General features: G+C 46.0%; 24 protein-coding genes. 20 read left to right on the top strand and 4 right to left on the bottom strand.

Features of this window, described 5'->3' with window-relative positions:
- Nucleotides 1–56 precede the first annotated feature (56 nt).
- The 17 genes from frr to K4H25_RS10490 all read left to right on the top strand — a co-directional run bounded on the left by frr (nucleotide 57) and on the right by K4H25_RS10490 (nucleotide 16,460).
- Complete coding sequence (gene frr / locus K4H25_RS10570; protein WP_173534729.1) at nucleotides 57–614, top strand: ribosome recycling factor; 558 nt, start codon at nucleotides 57–59, stop codon at nucleotides 612–614.
- Nucleotides 615–642: 28 nt separating this feature from the next.
- The gene (gene uppS, locus K4H25_RS10565; protein ID WP_221020474.1) at nucleotides 643–1,401 is read left to right on the top strand and encodes a polyprenyl diphosphate synthase; all 759 of its coding nucleotides are present in this window, start codon (nucleotides 643–645) and stop codon (nucleotides 1,399–1,401) included.
- Nucleotides 1,402–1,411: 10 nt separating this feature from the next.
- Nucleotides 1,412–2,239, top strand: a complete 828-nt coding sequence (locus K4H25_RS10560) for a phosphatidate cytidylyltransferase (protein WP_221020473.1) — start codon at nucleotides 1,412–1,414, stop codon at nucleotides 2,237–2,239.
- Between the two features lie 18 nt (nucleotides 2,240–2,257).
- Complete coding sequence (ispC, locus tag K4H25_RS10555; protein WP_221020472.1) at nucleotides 2,258–3,466, top strand: 1-deoxy-D-xylulose-5-phosphate reductoisomerase; 1,209 nt, start codon at nucleotides 2,258–2,260, stop codon at nucleotides 3,464–3,466.
- Nucleotides 3,460–4,803, top strand: a complete 1,344-nt coding sequence (gene rseP / locus K4H25_RS10550) for an RIP metalloprotease RseP (protein ID WP_221020471.1) — start codon at nucleotides 3,460–3,462, stop codon at nucleotides 4,801–4,803. The genes ispC and rseP overlap by 7 nt, the downstream gene beginning before the upstream one ends.
- Nucleotides 4,804–4,829: 26 nt before the next feature.
- Nucleotides 4,830–7,124 (top strand): outer membrane protein assembly factor BamA, encoded by a 2,295-nt coding sequence (bamA, locus tag K4H25_RS10545; RefSeq protein WP_255587533.1) that lies wholly within the window; start codon nucleotides 4,830–4,832, stop codon nucleotides 7,122–7,124.
- A gap of 14 nt (nucleotides 7,125–7,138) precedes the next feature.
- Nucleotides 7,139–7,624 (top strand): OmpH/Skp family outer membrane protein, encoded by a 486-nt coding sequence (locus K4H25_RS10540; RefSeq protein WP_173534347.1) that lies wholly within the window; start codon nucleotides 7,139–7,141, stop codon nucleotides 7,622–7,624.
- 2 nt (nucleotides 7,625–7,626) lie between these two features.
- Nucleotides 7,627–8,667: a UDP-3-O-(3-hydroxymyristoyl)glucosamine N-acyltransferase gene (lpxD, locus tag K4H25_RS10535; RefSeq protein WP_221020470.1), complete on the top strand. Its 1,041-nt coding sequence runs from the start codon at nucleotides 7,627–7,629 to the stop codon at nucleotides 8,665–8,667.
- A gap of 10 nt (nucleotides 8,668–8,677) precedes the next feature.
- On the top strand, nucleotides 8,678–9,133 hold the full coding sequence (gene fabZ, locus K4H25_RS10530) for a 3-hydroxyacyl-ACP dehydratase FabZ (protein ID WP_173534346.1): 456 nt from the start codon (nucleotides 8,678–8,680) through the stop codon (nucleotides 9,131–9,133).
- 7 nt (nucleotides 9,134–9,140) lie between these two features.
- Complete coding sequence (gene lpxA / locus K4H25_RS10525; protein ID WP_221020469.1) at nucleotides 9,141–9,917, top strand: acyl-ACP--UDP-N-acetylglucosamine O-acyltransferase; 777 nt, start codon at nucleotides 9,141–9,143, stop codon at nucleotides 9,915–9,917.
- A gap of 5 nt (nucleotides 9,918–9,922) precedes the next feature.
- Complete coding sequence (lpxB, locus tag K4H25_RS10520; protein WP_221020468.1) at nucleotides 9,923–11,107, top strand: lipid-A-disaccharide synthase; 1,185 nt, start codon at nucleotides 9,923–9,925, stop codon at nucleotides 11,105–11,107.
- Nucleotides 11,101–11,676 carry a ribonuclease HII gene (gene rnhB / locus K4H25_RS10515; protein ID WP_221020467.1) on the top strand — a complete coding sequence of 192 codons (576 nt, stop codon included), beginning with the start codon at nucleotides 11,101–11,103 and terminating at the stop codon, nucleotides 11,674–11,676. The genes lpxB and rnhB overlap by 7 nt, the downstream gene beginning before the upstream one ends.
- 80 nt (nucleotides 11,677–11,756) lie before the next feature.
- Nucleotides 11,757–12,617 (top strand): flagellar motor stator protein MotA, encoded by an 861-nt coding sequence (gene motA, locus K4H25_RS10510; RefSeq protein ID WP_173534342.1) that lies wholly within the window; start codon nucleotides 11,757–11,759, stop codon nucleotides 12,615–12,617.
- A 25-nt stretch (nucleotides 12,618–12,642) separates the two neighbouring features.
- A complete protein-coding gene (gene motB / locus K4H25_RS10505; RefSeq protein WP_221020466.1) occupies nucleotides 12,643–13,566 on the top strand; it encodes a flagellar motor protein MotB in 924 nt (307 codons plus the stop codon).
- Nucleotide 13,567: 1 nt separating this feature from the next.
- Nucleotides 13,568–14,293 (top strand): class I SAM-dependent methyltransferase, encoded by a 726-nt coding sequence (locus K4H25_RS10500; protein ID WP_221020465.1) that lies wholly within the window; start codon nucleotides 13,568–13,570, stop codon nucleotides 14,291–14,293.
- Nucleotides 14,281–15,678, top strand: coding sequence for an HDOD domain-containing protein (locus tag K4H25_RS10495; RefSeq protein ID WP_221020464.1), 1,398 nt, complete (start codon nucleotides 14,281–14,283; stop codon nucleotides 15,676–15,678). The genes K4H25_RS10500 and K4H25_RS10495 overlap by 13 nt, the downstream gene beginning before the upstream one ends.
- 5 nt (nucleotides 15,679–15,683) lie before the next feature.
- Entirely contained in the window at nucleotides 15,684–16,460 is a 777-nt protein-coding gene (locus tag K4H25_RS10490) for a TrmH family RNA methyltransferase (protein ID WP_221020463.1), read from the top strand.
- A gap of 218 nt (nucleotides 16,461–16,678) precedes the next feature.
- Here the strand turns inward: K4H25_RS10490 and K4H25_RS10485 are convergent, their stop codons facing one another.
- Complete coding sequence (locus tag K4H25_RS10485; RefSeq protein ID WP_221020462.1) at nucleotides 16,679–18,451, bottom strand: glycoside hydrolase family 18 protein; 1,773 nt, start codon at nucleotides 18,449–18,451, stop codon at nucleotides 16,679–16,681.
- 169 nt (nucleotides 18,452–18,620) lie between these two features.
- Here K4H25_RS10485 and K4H25_RS10480 point away from each other — a divergent pair, with 169 nt between their 5' ends.
- Nucleotides 18,621–18,851, top strand: coding sequence for a DUF2789 domain-containing protein (locus tag K4H25_RS10480; RefSeq protein ID WP_221020461.1), 231 nt, complete (start codon nucleotides 18,621–18,623; stop codon nucleotides 18,849–18,851).
- On the opposite strand, the gene K4H25_RS10475 is transcribed toward K4H25_RS10480, so the two are convergent.
- The 3 genes from K4H25_RS10475 to K4H25_RS10465 form a co-directional block, all read right to left on the bottom strand.
- Nucleotides 18,848–19,609: a competence/damage-inducible protein A gene (locus K4H25_RS10475; protein WP_221020460.1), complete on the bottom strand. Its 762-nt coding sequence runs from the start codon at nucleotides 19,607–19,609 to the stop codon at nucleotides 18,848–18,850. The genes K4H25_RS10480 and K4H25_RS10475 overlap by 4 nt on opposite strands.
- A gap of 84 nt (nucleotides 19,610–19,693) precedes the next feature.
- Nucleotides 19,694–21,370 carry a DUF2813 domain-containing protein gene (locus tag K4H25_RS10470; RefSeq protein WP_221020459.1) on the bottom strand — a complete coding sequence of 559 codons (1,677 nt, stop codon included), beginning with the start codon at nucleotides 21,368–21,370 and terminating at the stop codon, nucleotides 19,694–19,696.
- Between the two features lie 81 nt (nucleotides 21,371–21,451).
- Complete coding sequence (locus K4H25_RS10465; RefSeq protein WP_221020458.1) at nucleotides 21,452–22,360, bottom strand: LysR family transcriptional regulator; 909 nt, start codon at nucleotides 22,358–22,360, stop codon at nucleotides 21,452–21,454.
- Between the two features lie 116 nt (nucleotides 22,361–22,476).
- On the opposite strand from K4H25_RS10465, the gene K4H25_RS10460 reads away from it, so the two are divergent.
- Complete coding sequence (locus tag K4H25_RS10460) at nucleotides 22,477–23,481, top strand: YeiH family protein (RefSeq protein ID WP_221020457.1); 1,005 nt, start codon at nucleotides 22,477–22,479, stop codon at nucleotides 23,479–23,481.
- Nucleotides 23,482–23,927: 446 nt separating this feature from the next.
- A complete protein-coding gene (locus tag K4H25_RS10455) occupies nucleotides 23,928–25,664 on the top strand; it encodes an alginate export family protein (protein ID WP_221020456.1) in 1,737 nt (578 codons plus the stop codon).
- Nucleotides 25,665–25,700 lie beyond the last annotated feature (36 nt).

Raw genomic sequence — 25,700 nt, 5'->3', positions numbered from 1 at the left:
AGGGCGACGGGCGGAGCGATGTTCCGCCTGTTTTTTATTGCAGCAAGAGGTAAATGATGATTGCAGATCTAAAGAAAACCACCGAAGCCAAAATGCAAAAAACGGCTGAAAAACTACGCACGGACCTTGCTAAGGTACGTACTGGGCGTGCTCATACGGGCTTGCTAGATCACGTACAAGTGGATTACTGGGGCAGTATGGTGCCAGTGAGTCAGGTTGCGAATGTGACGCTGATTGATTCACGTACCATTGGTGTGCAACCTTGGGAAAAACCGATGGTTGCTAAAGTTGAAAAGGCAATTCGTGATTGTGACTTGGGCTTGAATCCCGCCTCGCAAGGTGACTTGATTCGTGTACCAATGCCGATGCTGACTGAAGAACGTCGTAAAGACTTGATTAAAGTCGTTCGCAATGAAACCGAAGAAGCTCGGGTTGCAATGCGCAATGTACGTCGTGATGCCAATGACCAAATGAAGCGCGCGCTTAAAGATAAAGAAATTTCAGAAGATGAAGAGCGTCGTGGTCAGGATGAAGTGCAAAAGCTGACTGACAAATATATTGCGGAGCTCGATAAGCAGCTTGCAGATAAAGAAAAAGAACTTTTGACGGTATAAAAGTCGATTTGATTAGGCGGTAAGAAACGTGGCTTTATTCTCTCGCGAACGCGAAGAACCCAATGTTTTAGCGGGTAAAATTCCTCAACATATTGCGGTCATTATGGATGGTAACGGGCGCTGGGCTAAACAGCGTCTAATGCCCCGAGTATTCGGCCATAAGAAAGGGGTCGATTCTTTGCGTGAGGTGATTAGCACTTGCAAAGAATTGGGTGTGCAATGCCTGACTGTTTTTGCTTTTTCGAGCGAAAACTGGCGTCGTCCTGAGGAAGAAGTCACGTTTTTGATGGGTCTGTTTTTGCAAGTTTTGCAAACTGAAATTGAGCGAATGTTTCGCAACAATATTCAATTAAAAATCATTGGTAATCGCAGTCATTTTTCTGCTGAATTATTACAGATGATTGAAAACGCAGAAGCTAAAACGGCAAGCAATGATGGTCTGGTGCTGACGATTGCCGCCGATTACGGTGGTCACTGGGATGTGCTGCAAGCGACACATCGCTTGCTGGCCGAGCATCCTGAGCGAGCTTGCGAGTTTGGCGAAGAAGACTTGAAGCCTTACCTTGCGATGGCCTATGCGCCCGATCCTGATCTATTTATCCGAACTGGCGGTGAGCAAAGAATTAGTAATTTCTTGCTATGGCAATTGGCCTACACCGAACTTTATTTTACTGATTTGCCTTGGCCTGACTTTGGTCGTGAACCTTTGCTTGATGCCATTGCATGGTATCAAGGGCGAGAGCGACGCTTTGGCCGTATCAGTGAACAACTTGATGTATCAAAATAATTAATTATATATGCTGAAAACCCGTGTTTTAACTACGTTACTGTTGTTGCCGCTGGTTTTAGCAGCGCTGTTTTTGTTGCCGCCAATGGCTTGGACTTTGTTTTGCGCCCTCCTAATGGGGCTGGCCGCTTGGGAATGGAAAAATCTAGTCGGTATGCATGGCCGTTTTGCCATGTGTTATCCCTTGTTGACTGCCGTTTTGTTTTTGCTCTGCTCTCGTTTTGCGTCAATTTATTTTATCTATGGCCTATTATTGGCATCGCTCATCTTTTGGCTATTTTTGGTGCCATTCTGGCTCAAATTTAAATGGCCTTTAAACTCAGTTGGTAATTTAAATGCCTTTAGCGGCTGGGCCTTACTAATTCCGGCCGGTCTTTCCATGATTGTATTGCGTGGCAATGGTTGGCCATTGTTGTGCGTGATGGCGATCGCTTGGGTTGCCGACTCATTTGCGTATTTTTCAGGTAAGAAATTTGGCAAAAAAAAGTTGGCGCCAAATATTAGCCCTGGTAAAAGTTGGGAAGGGGTATATGGTGGAGCGCTGGCTGTTGTATGCTATTGCCTGTTAATACCCAAGCCATTTTTATTGCTGCCAAGTATTGTTGTTTTACAAAGTCAAACCGCACAAATGTTCGTCTGGGCTATTTTTGCGCTGGTACTCACCGCAGCAAGTGTGATGGGCGATTTACTTGAGTCGCTGTTAAAGCGGCAGCGCGGCATCAAAGACAGTAGTCATTTATTGCCAGGACATGGCGGCATTTTGGATCGTGTTGACAGTTTATTGGCCATCTTACCCATCTCTGCGGCGATTTACCTACTCCACCTTATGCCTTTGTAACAAAGCGATTGGATAACCATGCAGCAACAAATTGTAACTATTCTCGGTGCTACTGGCAGTATCGGTAGCAGCACACTGGACGTCATTGGGCGTCATCCTGAGCGTTATCGTGTTTTTGCGCTGAGCGCAGCAACGCAGATTGATAAGTTACTTGCTGCATGTGAAGTGCACCGACCTTTGCATGCTGTTGTGCTTGATGAGCAAAGCGCCGAACGCCTAAAGCAAGGTTTACTCGCTCGAGGTCTTAGCACTGAGGTGAGTTATGGTGAAAAGGCGTTGGTGCAAATTGCAGCTGCGCCAGAAGTAACAACCGTGATGGCGGCCATTGTGGGGGCTGCGGGCATGTCAGCAACGTTGGCCGCCGCGCAAGCAGGCAAACGAGTGTTACTGGCCAATAAAGAAACCTTGGTTTTGGCTGGTCAATTATTTATGGATGCAGTTGCACGCTCAGGCAGCGTGCTTTTGCCGATTGATAGTGAACACAATGCTATTTTTCAATCCCTGCCCACTTTCTATCGCGAGAATCCTTACGCCTATACATTGGCAGATGCTGGGATAGAAAAAATTCTACTGACTGCATCAGGTGGTCCATTTCGGACTCGCGAGCTGGATACATTTTCGCAAATTACTCCGGCCGAAGCGGTCAAGCACCCGAATTGGTCAATGGGACGCAAAATTTCTGTTGATTCGGCCAGCATGATGAATAAAGGCCTCGAAGTCATTGAAGCGCGCTGGTTATTTAATGCCCCAGCAGAACAAATAGAAGTCGTTGTTCATCCACAAAGTGTGGTGCATTCTATGGTGCAATACCGCGACGGATCCGTGATGGCGCAATTGGGTTCGCCCGATATGCGCACGCCAATTGCTTATGGTTTGGCTTATCCAGAGCGCATTACTGCGGGCGTGAAGGCTTTAGATTTATTTTCAGTAGGGCGATTGGATTTTTCTGCGCCGGACTTTGCGCGTTTCCCATGTTTAAATTTGGCTTATGAGGCGCTTAAAGCGGGCGGTGCTGCGCCCGCTGTACTCAATGCGGCGAATGAAATTGCGGTGGCCGCATTTTTAGAGTCGTCGATTTTGTTTACTCAAATTCCGCATGTCATTGAAAAAACACTCAGTCAATTGTCGCTGCGACCCGCCGGTAATATTGAAGAGTTGCTCGATGTTGATGCTCAGTCGCGTTGTGTTGCGCAGGAAGTCGTTTTACAAATAGGCCGTGCATGCTAACTCTATTTGCATTTATTGTAGCGATTGGTCTACTGGTATTCATTCACGAGTGCGGTCATTACTGGGTTGCAAGGCGATGCGGGGTAGGGGTATTGACCTTCTCTATTGGTTTTGGTCGACCTATTTATCAGTGGCAACGCGGTCAAACAACTTGGCAAATCGCACTCATCCCTTTGGGCGGCTACGTCAAAATGCTCGACGAGTCTGAAGGTGAGGTCGCACCTGCGCAGCGACAATTTGCGTTTAATACCCAGCATCCGGCAAAAAAGATGGCGATTGCATTGGCTGGCCCCTTGGCCAATTTGCTATTGGCGTCGTTCATTTATGCTGGGCTGTATGCTTATGGTGTCGTGACGTTAAAACCACTGGTGGCGACCGTTGCGATGGACAGTATTGCGGCCAAGGCCGGTTTACGCGCTGGCGATGTGTTGCAGCGGGTTAACGGTGATGCAGTGCAAAGTTGGGATCAAGCGCAAGTGAGTATTTTTGAGGCGGCTAGTCAAAATGAGCTCAAGCTTGAGGTCGCTACGCCACAGGGCGAGCGATCATTTACTTTAGATTTAAGCTCCTTAAGTAGTGAAGACTTCGATCAGCATATTTTAAGTCGTCTAGGTCTGTCACCCTATGCAACGACCAATCAAATTGCCTTTGTGCAAGAAAAAGGTGCGGCGGCACGTGCTGGCCTTCAGGTGGGGGATGTGGTGCTGACGCTCAATCAACAGCCATTGACCTCATGGTTGGAATTTCAGCGTTATATTGCTCAAAATCCAAGCCAGCCTTTTGAATTAAAGATTCGACGCGGCGCAAAAACACAGACTTTAACGATCACGCCCGATGTTATTGATCGAGATGGTAAAAAAATAGGCCGTATCGGCGTGAGCCCAGCCAATGACAAGGCTTTGTATGAAAGCATGCAGCAAACTATTCGTTTATCCCCAGTGCAAGCGATGCTCGGCGGGGTTGAAAAAACCTATGATCTATCGGTTTTAACGGTCAAGATGTTTGGTAAAATGCTGGTTGGCGCGATTTCACCCAAACAAATTAGTGGTCCATTGGGGATTGCTGAATTTGCTGGTCAGAGTGCAGCAATGGGTTGGGTGGCTTATCTACAATGTTTAGCCTTGATCAGTGTCAGCTTGGGTGTTCTCAATTTGATGCCAGTACCGATTTTGGATGGCGGCCATTTGCTGTATCATGGTTACGAGTGGCTAACTGGACGTACCATCCCGGCGTGGCTGACTGTGGTATTGCAAAAAATTGGCATTTTTTTATTGCTCATGTTAATGGCGCTGGCGTTATTTAATGACGCTCAACGCTTCTTGTTTGGCTTAGGCTAATCTCTAACCTGTTGACGAATCGACCGATGAAATTTAAACCTATGTATGCGCTGGTCGCAGCGGCGTTTGCCAGCATCAGCCTTGCTGCTCAAGCTTTTAACCCTATCACTGTTCAAGATATTCGAGTTGAAGGGTTGCAAAGAACCGATCCAGGGACGGTTTTTAATTACCTCACTGTAAAAGTGGGTGATAAATTTGATGAAGCCCAAGCCAGTGAAGCAATTCGCGCCTTGTTCGCGACAGGTTTTTTTGATGACGTTCGTATCGAAGTCGATAAAAACGTGATCGTCATTACGGTTGAAGAGCGTCCAACAGTGGCGCAAATCAATGTCAATGGCGCCAAATTATTAGAAAAAGATCAAGTTAAAGCTGCATTTAAAGGACAAAACTTAGCCGAAGGACGCATCTTTCAGCAAGAGGTCTTGGACGCTGCGGTCAACGAATTAAAACAACAGTATTACGCCCGAGGCCGGTATTCGGTCGACGTGAAAGCGACGGTCACTAAATTGGATCGTAATCGTGTCGGGGTACAAGTTGATATCTCTGAAGGGGATGTCGCTAAAATTAAATCGATTAATTTTGTAGGTAATAAAATTTACTCGCAAGATGATTTAATTAGCCAGATGTCACTGACTACGCCGACATGGATGACTTGGTATACCAAAACCGACCAATATTCAAAACCAAAGTTTGGTGCTGATTTAGAAGCCATTAAGTCGCTTTATTTAGATAATGGCTATTTAAATTTTGCGATTGAATCGACGCAAGTTGCTTTGTCTGAAGACAAGGCAGATGTGTTTTTAACCATTAATTTACGTGAAGGCGATTTATACCACACCGGTGATATTAGCTTTGCTGGTAATTTTGATTTACCAGAAGCGGAGTTAAAAGCCTTGGTTGCCGCTGAACCTGGTGAAGTTTTTTCGCGTGATTCGATTAATAAAACCACCGCAGCAATCTCAGATCGCCTTGGTAAAGAAGGGCACGCCTTCCCGAATGTAAATGCAGTGCCGACGATTGATGAAGCGAAAAAAACAGTCGCTTTTACTTTCTTTGTTGATCCAGGTAAAAAGACATCCGTTCGACGTATTAATATTTATGGTAATAATTTAACTAAAGATGAAGTGCTACGCCGTGAAGTGCGCCAGATGGAATCAGCTGAATATAATTTAGCGGATATTAAGCGTACGAAAGAGCGTTTGCAGCAGCTTGATTTCTTTAGTGAAGTGAATATTGATACGCCCGTCGTTCCAGAAAGTTCTGACTTAGTAGATATGAACATCAATGTCGTTGAGAAAAAAACCGGCAATTTGAATTTTGGTGTGGGTTACGGGCAAGGTGAAGGTGCTTTATTCCAAGCTTCTGTTTCGCAGGCCAATTTCTTGGGAACCGGGAAACGATTCTCTGCTGAAGTCAATACCAGTCAAGCCTCTAAAGTGTTAGCTTTTGGGATGAATAATCCATATGCCACACCTGATGGTGTGTCTTTTGGCTGGACGGCTTATTTGCGTGATACTGATCCGGGTGTGATGGATTTAGGGCAATATCAAACGCAATCAAAAGGGGTCGGATTTAATTTTGGCATGCCAACTACTGAATACAATTCAATTGGTTTGGGCATCAATGCTGAAATTATGGACTTCAAAGTATCAGAGCTCTCACCTGACTATGTGCTTGATTACATTAAAGAGTACGGAGACAGCGCGGCGATCTATTCTTTAAATGCCAATTGGGCTACTGATTCTCGTGATTCTGCGGTATTTCCAACCAAAGGCTTTTTGTTTAAGACTTCAGCAGAATTAGGCGTTCCTCCGTCAGATATTAATTATTATAAATTAAATTTGCAGAGCCAATATTTCTACTCGCTACCGACTAAAAAACCATTTACATTTATGTGGAATATGGAAATAGGTTATGGTGGATCTTATGGTGGATCGAATGAATATCCATTCTATAAAAACTTTTATGCTGGTGGTGTAAATTCAGTTCGGGGTTATAAATCAGGCAGCTTAGGGCCGATTGATAATACTGACAATAGCATGGGCGGTTCGACTCGATTTGTGAATAATTTTGAAGTCTTTGCACCAGTTCCTGGTATGAAAGACGATAAATCAATGCGCTTAAGTGCTTTTTATGATGCTGGTAATGTTTGGGGCTATGATCAGGATATTAATTTTGGCTCTATTCAACATTCGGTCGGCGTTGGCTTTACATGGATATCGCCGATTGGTCCATTAAAACTAATTTATGCACATCCAATTAATCCATCAGCGACAGCAAAAACTGAAACTATTCAGTTCCAAATTGGTCAGCTATTTTAAAAGAGATGAGAACAATGAAGTTGATAAAACTATGGCCGATATTTTTGATTTTCGCTGTTGCGAATGTTTTTGCAGACACCAAAATTGGCTTTGTTGATACGCAGCGGATTTTGCGTGAAGCATCGCCTGCAGTTCGTGCAGCGAAAAAGCTTGAAAAAGAGTTTGAGCCACGACGTGCTGAAATGCAACGAGTCTCAGCTCAGGGCAAATTGTTGCAGCAGGTTTTGGATAAAAATAATATTTCGGAAAGTGATCGTCGAATTAAAGAGCGTGAATTGATTAAATTGAATCAAGATTTTCAGCGTATGCAGCGTGAAATCAATGAAGATTTGAATGCTCGTCGCAATGAAGAATTGGCTGGTTTACAAGAGCGAGTTAATTTGGCAATTCGCACCGTTGCCGAGGGTGAGAAACTAGATTTAGTGGTTCAAGATGCTGTTTATCGTAATCCAAAAATTGATGTTACTGATAAAGTCTTGAAACTATTGGTAGATAAATAATCGTGGTTGAAACAATAAAATTGTATAAATTATCGGCTTTAATTGATGCTTTTGGTGGTGAATTACGTGGAGAAGATGTAGAAATCTGCGCGGTTTCATCTTTAGATTCTGCAGTAGCAGGTTGTTTGTCATTTTGTTTAGGAAGTAAATTTCTAAATCAGGCGAAGGCGTGTCAGGCTTCTGCTTTGGTGTTAAGACAATTTGAGCCTGAATTAAAATGCTCACAAATCATCATTAAAGACCCTCAGCTATTTATTGCGCGGGTATTGTCTTTATTGTATCCAGCACCAAAAGCACAAGGAAAAATTCACCACTCAGCGATTGTTGCTGATGATGCGGTTGTTGATCCAAGCGCTGAAATTGGCCCCTTAGTTGTGATTGAATCGGGGGCTGCAATTGGTGCAAATACACTCATTCAAGCGGGTACAGTGATTGGCCCAAATGTAAAAATTGGTTCGCATTGCTTGCTCCATGCCCGAGTGGTGGTTTATGCCGATACTGAAATTGCCGATTATGTCGAAATTCATAGTGGTGCAGTGATTGGATCGGATGGATTTGGCAATGCTTGGGCAGGTCAGCGCTGGGAAAAAATTCCACAAATTGGCCGGGTTCAGATTGGCTCACACGTTGAAATTGGCGCGAATACCACGATTGATCGTGGCGCTTTAGATAATACCGTCATTGCCGATGGCGTGCGTTTGGATAATCAAATTCAAGTCGCGCACAACGTAAAAATTGGTGCGCATACTGCAATTGCAGCGTGTACTGGCATTGCTGGATCAACAACCATTGGCGCTAATTGCTTAATTGGTGGTGGCGTGTTAATTGCTGGGCATATTGATATTGCCGATCGGATTACTTTATTAGCCGGTAATGGCGTGCCGTCTTCATTAACTGAAGCGGGTGTTTACGCTAGTGGTGTGCCTGTAATGCCTTATGCATCATGGGCCAGAAATGTATTGCAGTTTAGGCGTTTAGATGAAATGACTAAGCGTGTAAAAAAAATCGAGAAACAATGCTTAGCTAAAGATTCTGAGCAGTAAGGAGAAATAAATGGAACCTATTGATATTGTCGGCATTATGAAGCATTTACCACATCGCTATCCGTTTTTATTGGTGGATCGTGTGCTGGAGCTAGAGAAAGGAAAGTCAGTTGTTGCATTAAAAAATGTATCAATGAATGAGCCTTTTTTTCAAGGTCATTTTCCTAAGTATCCAGTTATGCCCGGTGTATTGATTTTAGAAGCATTGGCACAAGCTGCGGGTATTTTGACATTCAAAAGTATTGAACCAGCGCCATCAGAAGATACAATTTTATTTTATGCCGGTATTGATAACGCACGTTTTAAACGTCAAGTTGTTCCTGGCGATCAATTGATTTTAAAAGCAGAGATTGTGGCAAGCAAACGTGGTATTTGGAAGTATGTTGCCAAAGCTTATGTTGGCGATGAACTCGCTTGTGAAGCTGATTTAATGTGCGCTCAGCGCGAAGTTACACCTAATAATTAAGAAATATATGCCAAGAATTCATCCTACTGCGCTGGTCGATTCAAATGCTGTACTAGCAGATGATGTCACGATTGGTCCATATTCTATTATTGGACCAAATGTTAAATTATCTGCAGGTACCGTTGTTGAAGCGCATTGCGTGATTGAAGGTCACACCCAGATTGGTAAAAACAATCTATTTCATTCTTTTTGTTCTGTTGGCTGTGTGCCGCAAGATAAAAAATACAATGGTGAACCGACCCAATTAACGATAGGGGATCGTAATACATTTTTTCAAAATGTGACGGTTTCAGTGGGTACAGCGCAAGATCGTGGGCATACCATTGTCGGTAACGACAATTGGGTTATGGCGTATGCACACATTGCGCATGATTGCATTGTTGGCAATAACGTCATTTTAGCCAATAACGCGACATTAGCGGGGCATGTTTCGATTGGCGATTTTGTGATTTTAGGTGGACTCACTGCGGTTCATCAATTTTGTGTTATTGGCGATCATGCCATGGCCGGTGGCGGCTCAATTATTGTGCAAGATTTGCCGCCATTTGTGATGTGTGAAGGTAATCGCGCTAGCGCTCGAAGTATCAATATTGAAGGCTTAAAACGCCGTGGTTTTAGCGCTGAAGCTATTTCTGCAGTTAAAAAAGCTTATAAAATTTTGTATCGAGATGGCGTTGCGTATAACGATGCAATGGTACAAATTCGTGAAATGGCAAAGACAGAGTCTGCTCTAGACTGTTTCGTTAATTTCTTTGATCAAGCCAAACGTGGGATTGTTCGTTAATACTTATGAACGATCAACTGTTTACCGCAGCGAAAGGACCGCGTATTGCAATTGTTGCCGGAGAAGCTTCTGGTGATTTATTGGGCGCGGCCTTAATTAAAGCACTACTACTTCATTTTCCAACTGCTCAATTTTCTGGTGTTGCTGGCCCAAAAATGCTGGCTGCCGGCGCTAAAACCATTGAGCCTATGGAGACATTATCTGTTGGGGGTATTGTTGAGGTATTGCGCCATTTGCCTAATTTGCTCAAATTAAGACGACGTTTAGTTCGTGCAATTAAAAATGAAGCCCCGGATTTATTAATTACGATTGATGCGCCTGATTTTAATATTGGATTGGCGCGTAAAGTAAAACGTTCAGGCATTCCAACGGTCCATTACGTGAGTCCTTCGGTATGGGCTTGGCGTCCTGAGCGGATTAAAGCAATTGGCAAAGCGGTATCGCATATGTTACTTATTTTGCCTTTTGAAAAAACGATATATCAGCAAGCCAATATTCCCGCTACTTATGTAGGTCATCCTTTGGCAGATTTAATGCCCTTGATTGATGAACAATCTAAAATGCGTGAAGTATTGAATGTTGGAGCCGCAAAAAAAGTAATCGCAGTATTGCCTGGTAGCCGTCAGCGTGAAGTGAAAGTCATGGCGTCTATTTTTGTTAAAACCGCATTACGATTATCTGAAGTGCAATCGGATATAGTTTTTTTGGTGCCTTTTATTACTCGCGAAACTAGGCAAATATTTGAGAGCGAAATTTGGCTACAAAATGCGCAGGCATTAGATTGGCGTTTAATGTTTGGTCATTCACATGAAGCAATGATTGCATCTGATGCCATTTTATTGGCTTCTGGAACAGCAGCATTAGAAGCAATGCTAGCAAAAAAACCCGTTGTTGTTGCGTATAAAATTAGCCCGCTGACGTATAAAATGGTCAAAAGAAAGTTCTTATTGCCCTATGTAAGCTTACCTAATATTATTGCCGGTCGATTTATTGTTCCTGAATTTTTACAAGATGAAGCGGTGCCGGAAAACTTGGCGCAGGCATTAAATAATTATTTGCTGGATAAAAATCTGTCGAGTGATTTGGCCGCAGTGTTTACTAGTCAGCATGAAACGTTGCAATGCGATGCAGCTGCTCGAGCAGCGGCGGCTGTGGCACAGCTGTTACCTAAAAGAGCGCAGCTATGCTGATATGTGGCGTTGACGAGGCAGGGCGCGGACCTCTCGTTGGATCGGTATTTGCTGGCGCAGTGATTTTGCCCAGCGACCATACCATTGAAGGGCTGACAGACTCTAAAAAACTATCAGAAAAACAACGTGATCGCTTAGCCATTTGTATTAAAGAGCAAGCGATTGCTTGGGCTATCGCCAGTGCTTCTGCCGCAGAGGTGGATGAAATCAATATTTTGCAAGCGACTATGCTCGCTATGCAGCGGGCAGTTGGCGCTTTATCGATTACGCCTTCTGAAGTTTTAGTTGATGGCAATAGAACGCCTCTATTGGCAATGCCTAGCAGGGCGATTATCAAAGGTGATGCCACTGAGGCTTGTATTTCTGCAGCCTCAATCTTGGCCAAGGTGAGTCGTGATGCCGAAGCTTATGCCTTAGATTTACGCTACCCGCAGTATGGTTTTGCTCAGCACAAAGGCTATGGCACAGCACAACATTTGGCGGCGCTAGCCCAATTTGGCCCCATCCCAGAGCACCGCACTTCGTTTGCACCTGTTCGAGCTGCATACGCGCAACGTCAGCTATTTTAAACGTTGTCGTGGTCTGCTGTAACTTCTATGATGTAATGTAGTAATTTTCTTTGCGTGATCGCTAACTAGGAAGCTGGCTTATGTTTGTCATTATTGGCTACATTTTTATGTGCGTCTGTATTTTAGGGGCATATGTCTGGCATGGTGGTCATTTGGCAGTGTTTTGGCAGCCGTCTGAAATTATTATTATTTTCGGTGGTGCAATTGGCGGCATGATTGCCGGTTCCAGCGCGAAAGGATTGAAATTATTCACTAAAGCTTTGCCGACAATTTTTAAAGGCTCACCTTTTAATAAAGCATTTTATATGGATTTATTTGCTTGTCTTTTTGAATTACTCGCCAAAGTACGCAAAGAAGGCTTGATGTCCATTGAAGGCGATGTTGAAGATCCACACGCCAGTCCGATTTTCTCTAAATATCCCAAAATCGCACATGACCATCATGTCACAGATTTTATTTGTGACTATTTGCGTTTAATGGTCGGCGGCAATTTAAATGCTTTTGAAATTGAAAATTTAATGGATATTGAAATCGAAGCCCACCATAACGAGGCGCATGTGGCTGCAGGCATGATGGCCAAATTGGGCGATGGTTTGCCGGCATTTGGTATTGTGGCAGCGGTGATGGGGGTGGTGCATGTGATGGGGTCTTTGCATTTGCCACCGTCTGAATTGGGTAAATTAATTGGCGCGGCATTGGTCGGCACCTTTATGGGTATTTGGTTGGCCTATGGTTTTGTTGGTCCATTAGCCAATGTATTAGAAACCAAAATGGCCGAAGGTCATCAAGTTTTTCTCACCATTAAAGTAACTTTAATCGCCAGTCTAAATGGCTATGCACCGCAAGTAGCGGTTGAGTTTGGACGTAAGGCATTAGATTCAACCGAGCGGCCTTCGTTTAAAGAATTAGAAGAATTTGTCAAAAACGCTAAATCTAAATAATGCAGTCCATAAGGGTTGATAAATAATGAGCGATGACTCTCAGCGCCCCATTGTTGTAAAGAAAATTAAAAAAGGTGGCGGCGGCCACCATGGTGGGGCTTGGAAAATTGCCTATGCCGACTTTGTAACGGCAATGATGGCGTTTTTCTTATTGATGTGGTTATTAGGTTCGGTTTCTAAAGGTAATTTAAAAGGCATTTCTGATTATTTTAACAATCCTTTAAAGATAGCAAATGCCGGTGGTTCTGGATCTGGCGATGCCGATTCTTTAATTCAAGGCGGTGGTAATGATATTACCAAGCAAGCAGGGCAAGTGAATAAAGGCGCGCCACCAACACAAAACGAAGCAGCAAAAGATAAAAAAAGATTGAGTGAATTAAAGCAAAAATTTGAAGCTTTAATGGACGATAAAATAAAACAAAACACCAATTTGGGTCAGTATAAGAATCAAATTAAGCTAGACATGGTCGCTGAAGGTTTACGCATCCAGATTGTAGATGAACAAAATCGCCCAATGTTTAAATCGGGCAGTTCCGAATTAGAGGATTATGCGCATGGTGTTTTACAAGAAATCGCGCAATTACTCAATGAGGTTCCCAATACCGTTTCATTGGCCGGTCATACCGACGGCACGCAATTTGCTGGTGGCGCAGCAGGATTTACCAATTGGGAATTATCGTCAGAGCGCGCTAATTCTTCGCGTCGTGAGTTGATTATTGGTGGCTTAGACCCTGAAAAAGTATTGCGCGTGAATGGTTTTGGCGATGTGATTCCACTCGATAAAGGCAATGTATATAACCCTGTGAATCGTCGGATCAGTATTGTGGTACTTAATCGGGACGCAGAAACGGACATTCGCCGTCAAGCGGGACAAAATGAAGAAGCCGCTGAACCCGTAGCGTCGGCGCAAGAAGGTTTTGTTAATCCAATTAAAAAACCTGTGCAATAGCATGTCAGTGACAAATTGGCCGCAAAGCGCCATTTTTTTGTTGATCACTTCGGCGTCTTTGCTGCTTCTTTTTCCCATTAGCCATTTTTTTAGCCCTTTGTTGGCGACGATGATCATTCCATTGGCGGCGTTTTTAGCCGCTTATTTATTGCATGATCGGTTCTGGTGGAAATGGATGCATTTATGCTTTTTGCCATTACTGCTGCTGTTTTCCCAGTTCAATATTCAAGCGTATTGGTATTTATTGGCCTTGCTGGTGTGTTGGTTTGTTTTTGGCCGCGTGATGATCTCGCGAGTGCCGTTATATTTAAGCAATCGTTCTGCATTAGAGCAGCTAGCAGGTATAGTGCCAGAGCAAGCGCATTTCTTAGATGTTGGTGCTGGTACCGGCACTGTTTTGCACTACTTAGCACAGCACCGTGATGACTTAAGCTTAAGTGGTGTGGAATATGCCAAAGGGCCATGGCTAGTCGGGAAAGTTCGTTTGCCTGCCACTGTCGCATGGTTAAATGCCGATTACCAAAGCATTGATTTAGGTTCTTTTGAATGCGTGTATGCTTTTTTGTCCTCCGCGGCAATGCCTGATTTGTGGCAGCAAGCGGTCGCACAAATGCGTCCTGGTACATTGTTTATTAGTAATACTTTTGTGGTTCCAGATGCTCCTGCGGATCAAGTGATCGAATTAAATGATTGGAAAGACGGTAAGCTTTTCCTATGGCGAATGTAAAATCAGTAAGTAATGCATGGCTCCAATTTTGGGATCGCCGTGCTATTCCTATCTTGCAAGAGTCTCGCAATCAATTGATGGGGATGATTCGCCGCGCTGACTTAATTCGGCCCGGTGAAGTGGCCGAAATTGTTGCACGAGATCCATTGTTGACCGCGCAAGTACTCCGAATGATGAATCAGCGGCAAAAAAGCAGCATGTCGGCAGATGTGGTGGCGATTGAGTCGGCAATTTTGTTGATCGGTGTAACGCCATTTCTGGATCGTTTTGCCCGCGCACAAACCGTTGAGAGTGTCATGCTGCCGGCTCATCAGGCGGAATATGGGCAATTGCTCAAACGTGTTTTTGAGGCGCGCTTGGCACGGCGCTTAGCCACTGTTTTTGCCAATAAACGCTTTGATGCCAAATTAGGTGAAATCCAAGCGGCGGCGGTGTTGGCTAATTTATGTGAGTCATTGGCCATTATTAGTCCCCGTTTGGACGAGCAAGCACCTGCAGCTTCTTTGGATTTGCTCAGCTTACTGGAACAATGGCAAATGCCCACCGCTATTTTGGATCTAATTCGGGTTGATGCTGAACCCGCCACCCGCAGTGTGCTACAGCATGCAGTGGTGCCTTTGTCGCGGCAACTGGAACGAGGCTGGTGGCAAGACGAAATTCAACAGCGTTTATTAACTATTGCCGGTGTGTTGAACTTCCCAGTCGAACAAGTTTGGCAATTGCTGACTGAGCAGTTACTCGCTTTTGCACGAAAAGAAGGCAAAAGCACTCAACTGTATACGCCGGCACGCTATTTGGTGATGTTGCCCGGCGCTTGGCCGGCCCCTGCTAGCACCGCATCTGCAGCCAATCAGGCTGCTGCAATCCCACCGAAGGATATTTTGGCTGAACGAATGCAAGCTTTGCATTTGGCGGGTGTGCAAGGCGTGCCGACCAATCAGGTTATGGCATTGGCCGTTCGTGCATTGGCCGAAGGCCTTGGTATGCAGCGTATTGCATTTACTTTATTGATGGCGGCGGAAAATGCTTTGCGTGCTCGGTATGTGCAAGGCGTTGCGCCAACTGACCCATTACATGCATTACGAATTTCTTTAGAGAAACAGCATATCTTTACCAAGTTATTGCAAAAACCACAGAGTTTTTGGCTTAATGCCGATAACTACACGCAATTTGCGCCGCATTTGCCGCCCGAATTGGTCGCGCAAATTGGCGCAAAAAGCTTCTGTGCGATGTCCATTTTTGTGGGGGCGCAGCCTGTAGGTTTAATTTATGCCGATTCAGGTCTAGATGGCGCAGTGAACGAATTTCACTACACGCATTTTAAACAAATATGTATTTTGGCGAGCAAGGCCTTGGCCCATAACGCTCGCCGCTCTTCAGTGTGAAATCAATGGAAATTATTACTTCGTCGCAAAACAGCCTTTTTAAACAAGTGATGAAGTTATCGCAAAATCGGCGTGAGCGAATTAAAACGCAACAAACCCTGCTCGATGGTAGTCATTTATTGGCCGCATGGCTCGATGCAGCTCGTCCGCTTGAAAAAATCATTGTTTCTGAATCCGGCTGCCAACGTAGTGAAATTCAAGCCTTATTGGCGCGCAGTCCAGCGCAAGTGGTTTGTTTTGCCAACGCCTTATTTAATCAGCTCACAGACTTACCCAGTGCCAGTGGTGTATTGACTGTGGTGGCGATCCCCGCTGAACCAGTAGTGCAATATTCAGGTTTTGTGTTATTGCTTGATGGCGTGCAAGATCCGGGCAATGTAGGTGCCATTTTACGCACCGCACAAGCGGCAGGTGTTGAGCAGGTATTGCTGTCTAGTGCCTGTGCAGATGTCTGGTCGCCAAAGGTACTCAGGGCAGGTATGGGGGCGCAGTTGGCCTTGCCGATGATTGAAAACGCTGATCTTTGCCAGTTTGCCAGCCAATTTAAAGGGCTAATCGCCGCCACTTTACTCGATGGCGCAGTCGATCTTTATGATGCTCCGCTCACTGGGTCTTTAGCGCTGGTTTTAGGCTCAGAAGGCGCGGGGGTTAGTGAGGCATTGGCGATGATGGCGACGCAGCGAATTAAAATTCCGATGCAGCAAGGGATTGAGTCGCTCAATGTCGGTCATGCGGCAGCGATTTGTTTATATGAAATCAAGCGGCAAAATCGCACCGCTTAATGAGCAAACCGACTTTAAACTGACGGCGACAACTCCGATTTTACTGCGGTTGTACGCGCGGTTTTCATTTGCCGGAATATTCATTGCTCACCTCTCTTTGGCTGCAGCGGTTTGTGCCGTCAATCATAAAAAGCGGCTGTCGCCTTTAAAAAAGGCGATACAGCCGCTTAAAAAGAACTTAAATCGTTAATGGGCGAGACCTTCACCAATTATTCCAATTATTTTTTAATCAGTCCTTGGTAAATGGTATCGACTAATTCAGCCTCGGCACTGTCTTGCGATAATTCCCATGCCATAATGCCACCAAGTTTTTTCTTTTTCACAAAGGCGATTTTTTCTTTCAGTAATTGCACATCGTCATACACCCAAACGTCTTTACCATTCACTTTCCATACTGCACGCGTTTTTTCATCGCGATGCACCGTGCCGGGCAAGGTTTTTAAGTAGGAATAAGGGGCAGATCCGGCTTCGAGCGGACCTTTCGCTTTGGCGATTACGGGTTGATACAGACCGTTGTTTTCTAGGCTATTCACGGTCCAGCCATAGCCATAAAATGGCACGCCCAACACGATTTTGTTTGAGGGCACACCGCGGCTGAGGTATTCATCAACGGTGCTGTCGACAGACACTCGATCTTTTGCGCCACCAATCAAGGTTGCGTGATGTCCGGTGGTGGCAGACCAAGGGCCAGTAAAGTCATACGTCATCAGGTTGATCCAGTTTAATGACGGAATGACTTTCTCTAGCTCGATTTTTTCTGATTTTGAGCTGGCCGCAGGTGTGGCAATCGTCAGTAGCAGGCCAGGTTGAACCGCATCGATTTGCTTACGGAACTCAGCGAGCAGCGCGGTATAGTTTGGGGTGTCTTCTTCGCGAACGATATTGCCCTCGTTACCTGCAGAGCCTGGGTATTCCCAGTCGATATCAAAGCCATCGAAAACCCCTGCGGCAAGGCCGGGAACCACTTTGCCATTTTTATCCGGTACATTGCCTTTGATGTAGGCATCTACGCAAGACTTAACAAATGCTTCTCGATTGGCGGGTAGCGCTGCATCTGAAAAGTGTTTCGACCACGTCCAGCCACCTAAACTGATGACCACTTTTAAATTTGGGTATTTTTTCTTTAATTGCTTGAGCTGGTTCCAATGGCCGTATAAGCCTTTGTCGCCTTTATCTTCTAAGCCATTGAGCGTTTTATCTGCCGCTAACGGTAGCCAATAATCGTCACCGGCCGTGCCTTCGCCAGCTTGATCTACGCCGACCACACAGCGATTGTTTTTCACATTACCAAATGCGTATTCCAGAACGGTGATTTTGCCTGCTGCGCCGCTGGTTTCTAGATTTTTAACGTTAAAATCGCTGCTGTGTTTACCCCAAGAGGTGAAATACATCACTGACTGTGGGCTGCTTGGCCCAGCAACGCCGCTAGTAATCGGCTTAATCGCGCTGGCGGTATTCGCTGCGGTATTGTCAGCATCAAGGCGAATGAGTTTGAGGTTGTCAATAAAGGCGTCTTTGCCTTCACCTTTGGCTGAATCCCATTGCTCCCACTTCAGATGGAAATCAAATTTAGCTTTAAATTCGATTTCATAATGCTCCCATTTCTTAGTGTCTTTCAGGCGATTGGGAAAGCCATTGGCGGTACTGGCTATCCATTGCTCTTTGCGACCCGGTTTGCCTTCATCTAAACCAAGCGTTGCGCCGCAATTGCTGCCGCACATGCCTAAATAATCAAAAACAATTTTGTATTGGCCTGCTGGGAACTGCTTACGGCTAAAAATATCGCCGATATTCACCGGTTTATTAAAGCGCGCAGCTTTGTTTTCGGCATTGAGTGGGTCAGGCTCAATCGAGGTGTATATTGGCGAGGTTTCTTCTCCGCCTAGGCCAATCCATTGACTTAAATCTTGGTTGAAGTTGTCTTCCATGACCGGCGTTTCGGCGTGGGCAAACGCGGTAACGAGCAGTAATGGTAATAGTTTTTTTCTCATTATTATTCCCCTCTGTAAGGCAAAAAAAGCCAATGCTTAGCTTACTGTAAAGGGTGAATGACATACCAATTTATATGCCACTGTGTTTGATTTGTAGCTACTAAAAATGAACTACAACAAGAGCTGGCGCTGTATTTGATTTTGAACTTTTATTCGGTGGAAATGAGCGATGGATACCAATACACATACCTTGGCGGTGTTGTTTGCACAATTGGGTTTACCTAATCAGCCGCAAGACATTGAGCAGTTTTTGGCTGCGCACCATTTGCCTAGCGGCGTGCCGATTGCGCAAGCTTCGTTTTGGAGCAACAGCCAAGCTGCTTTTTTACGTGAGGCCTTAGAGCAAGATGCAGAATGGGCCGAGTCGATTGATGTGCTGGCCAATTTGCTGAGTCATTAATCACTTGGCATATCGGCGGCCTCTAGAAATAAATAGCCCAGTTGGTTCAGTTGTTGTTGTAAAAAATCAATCGCCGCTTGGCTGTCATGCGCATCGCCTTGGACGCTAAATTCGATATGCGCTTGCTGGCAATGCTGATTGCCAAAACTAGGTAAGCTAGAAAAAGTCAGCAGCGGCCATTGATCGACAACGGCTTGCATTAAGTCAATCAAATCACCTTCTTTGGCGTTGAGTACGGTCAAGCTGCGACGAGTGGCCACGGTACCAGCGGTGTAGTACTGATCGAGTAACCATTCCACCATCGGCCAAGCCATCGTTGGGAAACCTGGCAGTAAATAATGCTGTGCAATCGCCGCGCCAGCGACTTGGTTGACTGGGTTGGGGATGATGCTTGCACCTTGTGGGAACTGGGCCATTTTAATTCGATGCGGATACGCATCTGCGCCAAAGCGTTGTTCAATCAGTGCTGCCGCTTGCGGCTGGGGTAGCAATGGCACGTTGAGCGCGCTGGCTAATGCGGCGCGAGTATGGTCATCAGGCGTAGCGCCAATGCCGCCGCAGCTAATCACATGGCGCTGTTCGGCCAAAGTGCGTTTAAAGTGCGCGATTAACGTCGCCGGATCATCCGGCAAATAATGCACGCTGCTTAAGGTATGACCGCGCGATTGGAGTCGCTGCAAAATAGCAGCAAAATGCTGATCGACTCGGCGGCCGCTTAAAATCTCATCACCAATAATCAATAAAGTAAAATGCGCCATTGAGCCGTATCCATAAAATAGTTGTCTGATGGGTATAGCCATATAGCTTTTGTATTCTGTGCGCTGCATGGATATACATTGCGATTAACTGCTTTCTTCGCTTAAAGTTTGTAGGATTTGAAACATGTTTTGCAATACAGCCGGTATGGCTTGGCGACCTTTGATTTCGGCGGCCTCGGCGATTTCGAGTGCCATGCCGGGTTTTGAGTGATGGCGTAGCGCACGGCTGATGATTTCTTCATCGTTAAGCGGCGGTTGTTGTTCTAGCGCGGCACGGTAATAGTGATTCATTTCGCCGCGTGGTGCGGCAGCTTGGCGATAGGTGTCGGCAAAGCCGTTATCCCACAAAAAATGCTCGATGTCGCGGCAATCGAGCATGGTGATGTGTTGATCTTCTGGGCGACTCCCCAGCAGGCTGCGGGCGCGTTTTTGGTATTTCATGCCGGCGTCGTCGCCATCGCAAATCACATGCCAGTGAATCCCCAAATGATCGGCAAATTTAATCAACGGCGCTAAACCTGCTTGGGCAAACTCAACGCAGCGTATGCCTTCGAGTGGAAAATTAACCCCGCAAATTCGTGCGAGTTCAGGCAGTAACCAAAACTCAGTTTCACCTTCAACTAACAGCCAAACTCGGGCAAACATGCTGCTGGCGCGATTGCTGCGAATATGAAAAGCCACTTTTCGGGCGTCCGACATCGATAGCGCATGATCGGCTAATTGATAAACGTGAACGTGATTGTTGCGCCGCACTAAACGGCGCAGTGCGTGCTGCGCAAAGCTGCCGAGTAAGTCGCCATTATTGGTGGTAATGATTTTTTGTAAGGTGAGCTGCTCGATCAAGCCCCAAATCATCGCCAATTGAATCGGATGTAAATGCGTTTCGGGGTCTTCCATCACCAAAATCGGTTTTGCATCGGCGTGAAGTGGGTTTTCTCCGCGCGCGGCCAATAAAGCACCAAGCAGCATGAGTAGGGTGACGCGGCGTGAGCTCGAGCCAGAACGATTGGCGATTTCGATTAAAGTGTCGTCGTCACGAAAATTAAGCGGCGCTGCAGCGATTTGTTCTGCTAGCCGTTGTGGCGGCTCTTTGCCTTGTAATAAGTGCGCTTGTTCGTGAAACAAAGCTTGCATTGCGGCTAGGCCTGCGGATAACTCTTGTGGGTGCAGTTGATGCGGTAGCGTTAAAATTCGCTCAAATACGGCGCGCACTGCTGCGCTGGCCGGTAGCAGCGGGTCATCATCGTGCGCTTGGCTGGCTAAGCGCGGATGCGTTAGCCAATCGGTGAGTTGCATATCGCGAAAGCGGAGTACCGGATGCAATTGAATCAACTGCGTGGCGAGCGCATCGCTATTGGGGTGCTCAATTTCGTTGCCATCGGCAGCAATAAAGCAGCGTCGGGCGCGAATCTCGGTGTGACCAAAGCGCTCAGCAGCAAAGCGTAGCGCCAGCGTGTTTACTCCATTGGCATTGGGCCAAGTCAGTGCCCCCCAAGCGTTGGGCGTAGTGCACTGGAAAACCAAAGTAATGTGTAGCCGCCGCGCAATACTGGCACGCGAATTGGCAATGCGATGAAAATCATCGTGCGTAAATAAAGTGGCAATCGGGGCTGGGTGACTCAGGCAGCGACACAGCGCGCTAATCAGGCTGGTTTTTCCCCAGTTATTTTCGCCAAAGAGCGCCGTCGCGTTGGCATTCAATGCTAAGTCGATTTGACTAATACCACGAAAATTGGTGATTTGAAGCCGAGCCAGTTGCATTGTCGATTACCGAGTCAAGAAAGGGCGTCACGTTGATTAGTGCAATCATAACATGTACATGTCAATGTTCGTCAGCATGCATCAAGCGGCATGATCTAATACCCTTTGTTCGTTCTCTAGCCATTGATGGCAGGCCATGCGTAAGCGCTCCGCGCCAGCGGTGAGTTGTTTTTCGGCATGCCACACAATAAAAAAGCGGCGCTCCAAAGCGTGGTTTTTTAAGTGAATAGTGGCAAAAGTACCCGCCGCTAATTCGCGAGTAATCGCGCGGCGCGAACCGCAACTAATACCCATATTAAGTCGTATCGCTTCTCGAATCGCTTCGCCACTACCTAATTCAAGCACCACATTGATGGCACCTAAATGCGGCAAGAGCATGGTTTCTAAACTTTGCCGAACGCCAGAGCCCGGCTCGCGCAAAATCCACGCGCATTGCGCCAGCTCGTCAGTATTGGGGGTGCTGCCTGCCAAAGGATGATCGGGGTGGCAAAAAATGACCATCTCGTCTTTGAGCCAGAGCTCACACATTAAATTACTGTGGGTGAGCGGCGCTTCGATCAGGCCAATATCAGCCTTGCAGTCGAGTAGCATTTTCATCACTGCGGGAGAGTTGCCGATTTCAACTTCGTAGCGGGTGTTCGCCACTTGCATTAAAGGGGCGAGTAGCGCCGGTAACACATAGTTGCCGATGGTTAAACTGGCGGCGATTTTAAGTCGGCTTGGTGCACCTTGCTGGTAAATGGTTTCTAAGTCATTGGCCTGTTGCAGCATATTGAGTGCGCGCGGCAATAAATAGCGGCCGTGTTCATTGAGCGTGACGCGGCGGCCAATGCGATCAAACAAGGTAACGCCTAATCGACGCTCTAATTCGCCAATCGCGCCACTCATTGCCGATTGCGACAGGCCGAGTGCCGTACCTGCCGCAGTAACTTGGCCAGCTTGGCTGATGGCGACAAACACTTCGAGTTCTCTCAGTGTGATTTTTAGCATGGTATTTTCTTTTATCGGTTTTTCCGATGATTATAGCCTGAAAAACTGGTTATTAATGATGTAGGGGCAGGGGTAAAGTGGTGCTGTATTCAAATAAAAACACTACTGGATCTCATATGACGCTGACCAATCAAATCAAATCCTGTGCCCCAGGCTTAGCTGTTGTTCTGGGCTTAACGATTATCTCAACGATTGTTGGGAATGCTTTTCCGCTGATGGGCGGCGCAGTTGTTGGTATTTTGCTGGGGATTATTATTCGCAGCCGCACGACGATTGCACCGCAATTTAATGATGGAATTCAGTTTTCATCCAAACAAATTTTGCAATGGTCGATTGTCGGCTTGGGCTTTAGTTTGCCGATTGCCGACGTGATTAAAACCGGTATGAGCTCGTTAGAAATCACTTTTGCTACGATTACCGCAGCGGTACTCAGTGCGATTATTTTTGGCCGCTTATTAAAAATCCCGCTCAAACTGTGTGTATTGATCGGTACCGGTACGGCAATTTGTGGTGGTTCGGCGATTGCGGCGATTACCCCGGTCGTTAAGCCCGATGAGCACGATACGGCGTTCGCTTTATCAACGATTTTCTTATTTAATATTGTTGCCGTGCTGGTATTTCCAGCCATCGGCCAGATGCTGGGTATGAGCGATAGTGGTTTTGGCATGTGGGCTGGAACCGCGATTAATGACACTTCATCGGTGGTAGCGGCAGCGTATTCATGGAGTGACAATGCCGGTGACTATGCAACGATTGTGAAGCTGACTCGCGCCATGTTGATTATTCCGGTGACGTTGATTTTTGCTTTCTTGTTTGGCATGACGCGTCGTAAAGAAACCATCGCAGAAGAAACTGGTTCAGTCTGGAAAGCAGTGCCTTGGTTTATTTTGTGGTTCTTATTAGCGTCTTTGTTTGGCAGTATGTTGCCTGATTGGATGATTAAAACGGCGCAGTTTATTGCACCAGTGATGATTACGATGGCTTTGGTAGCGATTGGTTTGTCGACTGATTTGGGCCGGATGCGTCAAACCGGTTGGCGTCCAGTGGCTTTGGGTTTGTTGGTGTGGGTGAGTGTAGCCAGCACCAGCTTGGTGGTGCAGCATTTAACGAATCGTTGGTAATAAATTAAATTGAAATGAGAGGAGGGCTCGAATGCCCTCCTTAGTGCTATTTGATCCATCCCTATCCTAAAATCGCTGCATGGGTTTTAGCGATATCAGCAGTCAATTTATTCTGCGCATTTATTTTCTCGTTACATGGCTATAGTGGCTGCGCCCCTCTCTTAAGTGCACTACATTATTAGCAAGCCAGTTTTGTTACGGTGAACGGTTTACGAATTTGACCGCGCTCAGGCGGTGATGGATTCACTTGTGCGAAAACGCACAGCAGATTGAGTGAGCTAACTGTCCTCCATAGTATGCGTCTCGCAACATATCGTTGATTTAGGCCGGTGTCGCGCATCTATAGTCTTTGCTCTGTTGGTGGTTGACTTTAAGTCAGCAGTGGCGATCAACCTCTCATCGCAGTAAATCAAAATATATTTACTTCATATCGACGGAAAAATGCCATGAAACAAACCGATTGTATGTCGTTGACATTTGTGAGGTCGATGCATGTCTTGCTGGTTTTTGTTGTACTCGGCCTTTTTTTCTCTCTTGTTTACGCTCGAAGTGGCGGCGAATTTAGCGGTAGCCGTATTGAATCGGTTCATGTTCAATTTATGGATGGGCAGCAAGGAACGCCAACATATCGTGATGCGATTTTAAATGCATTTTCAGCTAGCCCGGGCAGTCAATATGATCCAGTGCGCAGCAATTTAAAGCTCAGTCAGGTGCGTCGCCTTAAATTTGTGCAAAAGGCAGACTATCAGATAGAAACCAGTGGTAATGGTAATGTTATTCTTACGCTGCAGGTTACGCTTAGCGATGCGGCCAAACCGCTCGCTGAATCTGCGATGGGCGTACTGGCCAATGGTGATTGGGGCGATTTTCCAACGTTGTATGCCGATGAATCCTCGGTTTTGCAGGCTAAGTTGGAAAATAAGTCGATGATTTTTTCCAATACAAATGCTTTTTTTGGTCGTCCTGATCTACTTACTATGGGTAATCCGCTCGCGATATCGCCATCAGGACGGGGTACAGATACGTGGGCTGAAAGTAGTGTTGAGCTAGGTCTATATGGGCTGAATGCGATTACCGAGCAAATTTCTGTTTTTGCCGGAGCCAGTGTGATCGCATCAGGGTCATTGGGGCCTGAACTTTTTACCGATGAGTCGCGTGTATATACAGGCGTTGAAGATGCTTACTTTGGCGTGATAGGCCGCAATACCACAGAGCAAGGTGGTGTGCGTCAGATGAGTTTGCTTTACGGGCGCAAAGCTTTTCAGATTGATAATGGCATGATCATCCGATTGTCGTCCGCCAATGGCGGTGAACGAGCGGCTTTGCAATCGAACCCCAGAAATGCAGCAGAAGAACTGATTCATGCCCAGTTTGTATACGATGCGCATAAATTAGAACTGTTTCGATTGGATCCGGATGAGCTAGTAGAAACAGACAGTAAAACGCGTATTCATGGCGTTAATTATGAAGGGCAAGTACTACCTCAGCTGCGTCTAGGGGCAATGTTGCTGCAAGTGCCTCAGTCAAACTTCTCTTATTACACAACGAATGCGACGTATTCTCGCCAAGGCTTGCGAGTTGCCGATCTGCGCCTGGCTTATGACACGCTTGCGGAAGATTCAAACTTTTATGCTCGGGCTGAATTCGCACGGCAAACCAATGAAAACTTTGATATGGACGCTCGTGCTGGTTACGTTGAAGCGGGTTATCAATTGCTTAGCATGCCGTGGCGGCCCACGCTAAGTTATCGCTATGCAAAATTCACGGGAGACAATCCTGATACGCCAACTTTCGAGCGTTGGGATCCTTTGTTTGCGGGTGGTGGTGGTGACGAATGGGTACAAGGATTAAATCAATATAAAGTGGTGCAAACCTCGAATGTGATTTCACATCGGTTTATGTCTCGTATGCAGCCAGCTCCGCGCTGGGAGTTAACGCCACAATTTTGGATATTTAAAGCCGATACCCTCAATAATTTGGGGGGTGCACAAGCTTTATCGGTGCTGCAGTCTGATGATTTGGGTATGGAGCTTAATCTGACGGCGCGGTATGTGGCCAATCCCAACTTGATTTTTGTCTTTTCCGCCGCTTATACCAAACCTGGCGAAGCCATTCGCAAGGCATTAAATGATGATTATCGTAATTGGTTTAGTGCCAGCGCATTCATGATTGCGCGCTTCTAAATATTCATTTCTCGAGGTTCATTCGTCTTTTAAAAG

Source organism: Deefgea piscis (genome assembly GCF_019665785.1).
Taxonomy (GTDB): Bacteria; Pseudomonadota; Gammaproteobacteria; order Burkholderiales; family Chitinibacteraceae; genus Deefgea.
Note: the sequence above shows the minus strand (reverse complement) of the source record. Positions and strands in the feature narration are given on the sequence as shown.

Bases quoted from the DNA above. Each gene is read 5' to 3' on its own strand.
- frr (WP_173534729.1), top strand. From the start codon at position 57: ATGATTGCAGATCTAAAGAAAACCACCGAAGCCAAAATGCAAAAAACG.
- K4H25_RS10560 (WP_221020473.1), top strand. From the start codon at position 1,412: ATGCTGAAAACCCGTGTTTTAACTACGTTACTGTTGTTGCCGCTGGTT.
- ispC (WP_221020472.1), top strand. From the start codon at position 2,258: ATGCAGCAACAAATTGTAACTATTCTCGGTGCTACTGGCAGTATCGGT.
- rseP (WP_221020471.1), top strand. From the start codon at position 3,460: ATGCTAACTCTATTTGCATTTATTGTAGCGATTGGTCTACTGGTATTC.
- bamA (WP_255587533.1), top strand. From the start codon at position 4,830: ATGAAATTTAAACCTATGTATGCGCTGGTCGCAGCGGCGTTTGCCAGC.
- K4H25_RS10540 (WP_173534347.1), top strand. From the start codon at position 7,139: ATGAAGTTGATAAAACTATGGCCGATATTTTTGATTTTCGCTGTTGCG.
- fabZ (WP_173534346.1), top strand. From the start codon at position 8,678: ATGGAACCTATTGATATTGTCGGCATTATGAAGCATTTACCACATCGC.
- lpxA (WP_221020469.1), top strand. From the start codon at position 9,141: ATGCCAAGAATTCATCCTACTGCGCTGGTCGATTCAAATGCTGTACTA.
- lpxB (WP_221020468.1), top strand. From the start codon at position 9,923: ATGAACGATCAACTGTTTACCGCAGCGAAAGGACCGCGTATTGCAATT.
- rnhB (WP_221020467.1), top strand. From the start codon at position 11,101: ATGCTGATATGTGGCGTTGACGAGGCAGGGCGCGGACCTCTCGTTGGA.
- motA (WP_173534342.1), top strand. From the start codon at position 11,757: ATGTTTGTCATTATTGGCTACATTTTTATGTGCGTCTGTATTTTAGGG.
- motB (WP_221020466.1), top strand. From the start codon at position 12,643: ATGAGCGATGACTCTCAGCGCCCCATTGTTGTAAAGAAAATTAAAAAA.
- K4H25_RS10500 (WP_221020465.1), top strand. From the start codon at position 13,568: ATGTCAGTGACAAATTGGCCGCAAAGCGCCATTTTTTTGTTGATCACT.
- K4H25_RS10495 (WP_221020464.1), top strand. From the start codon at position 14,281: ATGGCGAATGTAAAATCAGTAAGTAATGCATGGCTCCAATTTTGGGAT.
- K4H25_RS10490 (WP_221020463.1), top strand. From the start codon at position 15,684: ATGGAAATTATTACTTCGTCGCAAAACAGCCTTTTTAAACAAGTGATG.
- K4H25_RS10485 (WP_221020462.1), bottom strand. From the start codon at position 18,451: ATGAGAAAAAAACTATTACCATTACTGCTCGTTACCGCGTTTGCCCAC.
- K4H25_RS10480 (WP_221020461.1), top strand. From the start codon at position 18,621: ATGGATACCAATACACATACCTTGGCGGTGTTGTTTGCACAATTGGGT.
- K4H25_RS10475 (WP_221020460.1), bottom strand. From the start codon at position 19,609: ATGGCGCATTTTACTTTATTGATTATTGGTGATGAGATTTTAAGCGGC.
- K4H25_RS10470 (WP_221020459.1), bottom strand. From the start codon at position 21,370: ATGCAACTGGCTCGGCTTCAAATCACCAATTTTCGTGGTATTAGTCAA.
- K4H25_RS10465 (WP_221020458.1), bottom strand. From the start codon at position 22,360: ATGCTAAAAATCACACTGAGAGAACTCGAAGTGTTTGTCGCCATCAGC.
- K4H25_RS10460 (WP_221020457.1), top strand. From the start codon at position 22,477: ATGACGCTGACCAATCAAATCAAATCCTGTGCCCCAGGCTTAGCTGTT.
- K4H25_RS10455 (WP_221020456.1), top strand. From the start codon at position 23,928: ATGAAACAAACCGATTGTATGTCGTTGACATTTGTGAGGTCGATGCAT.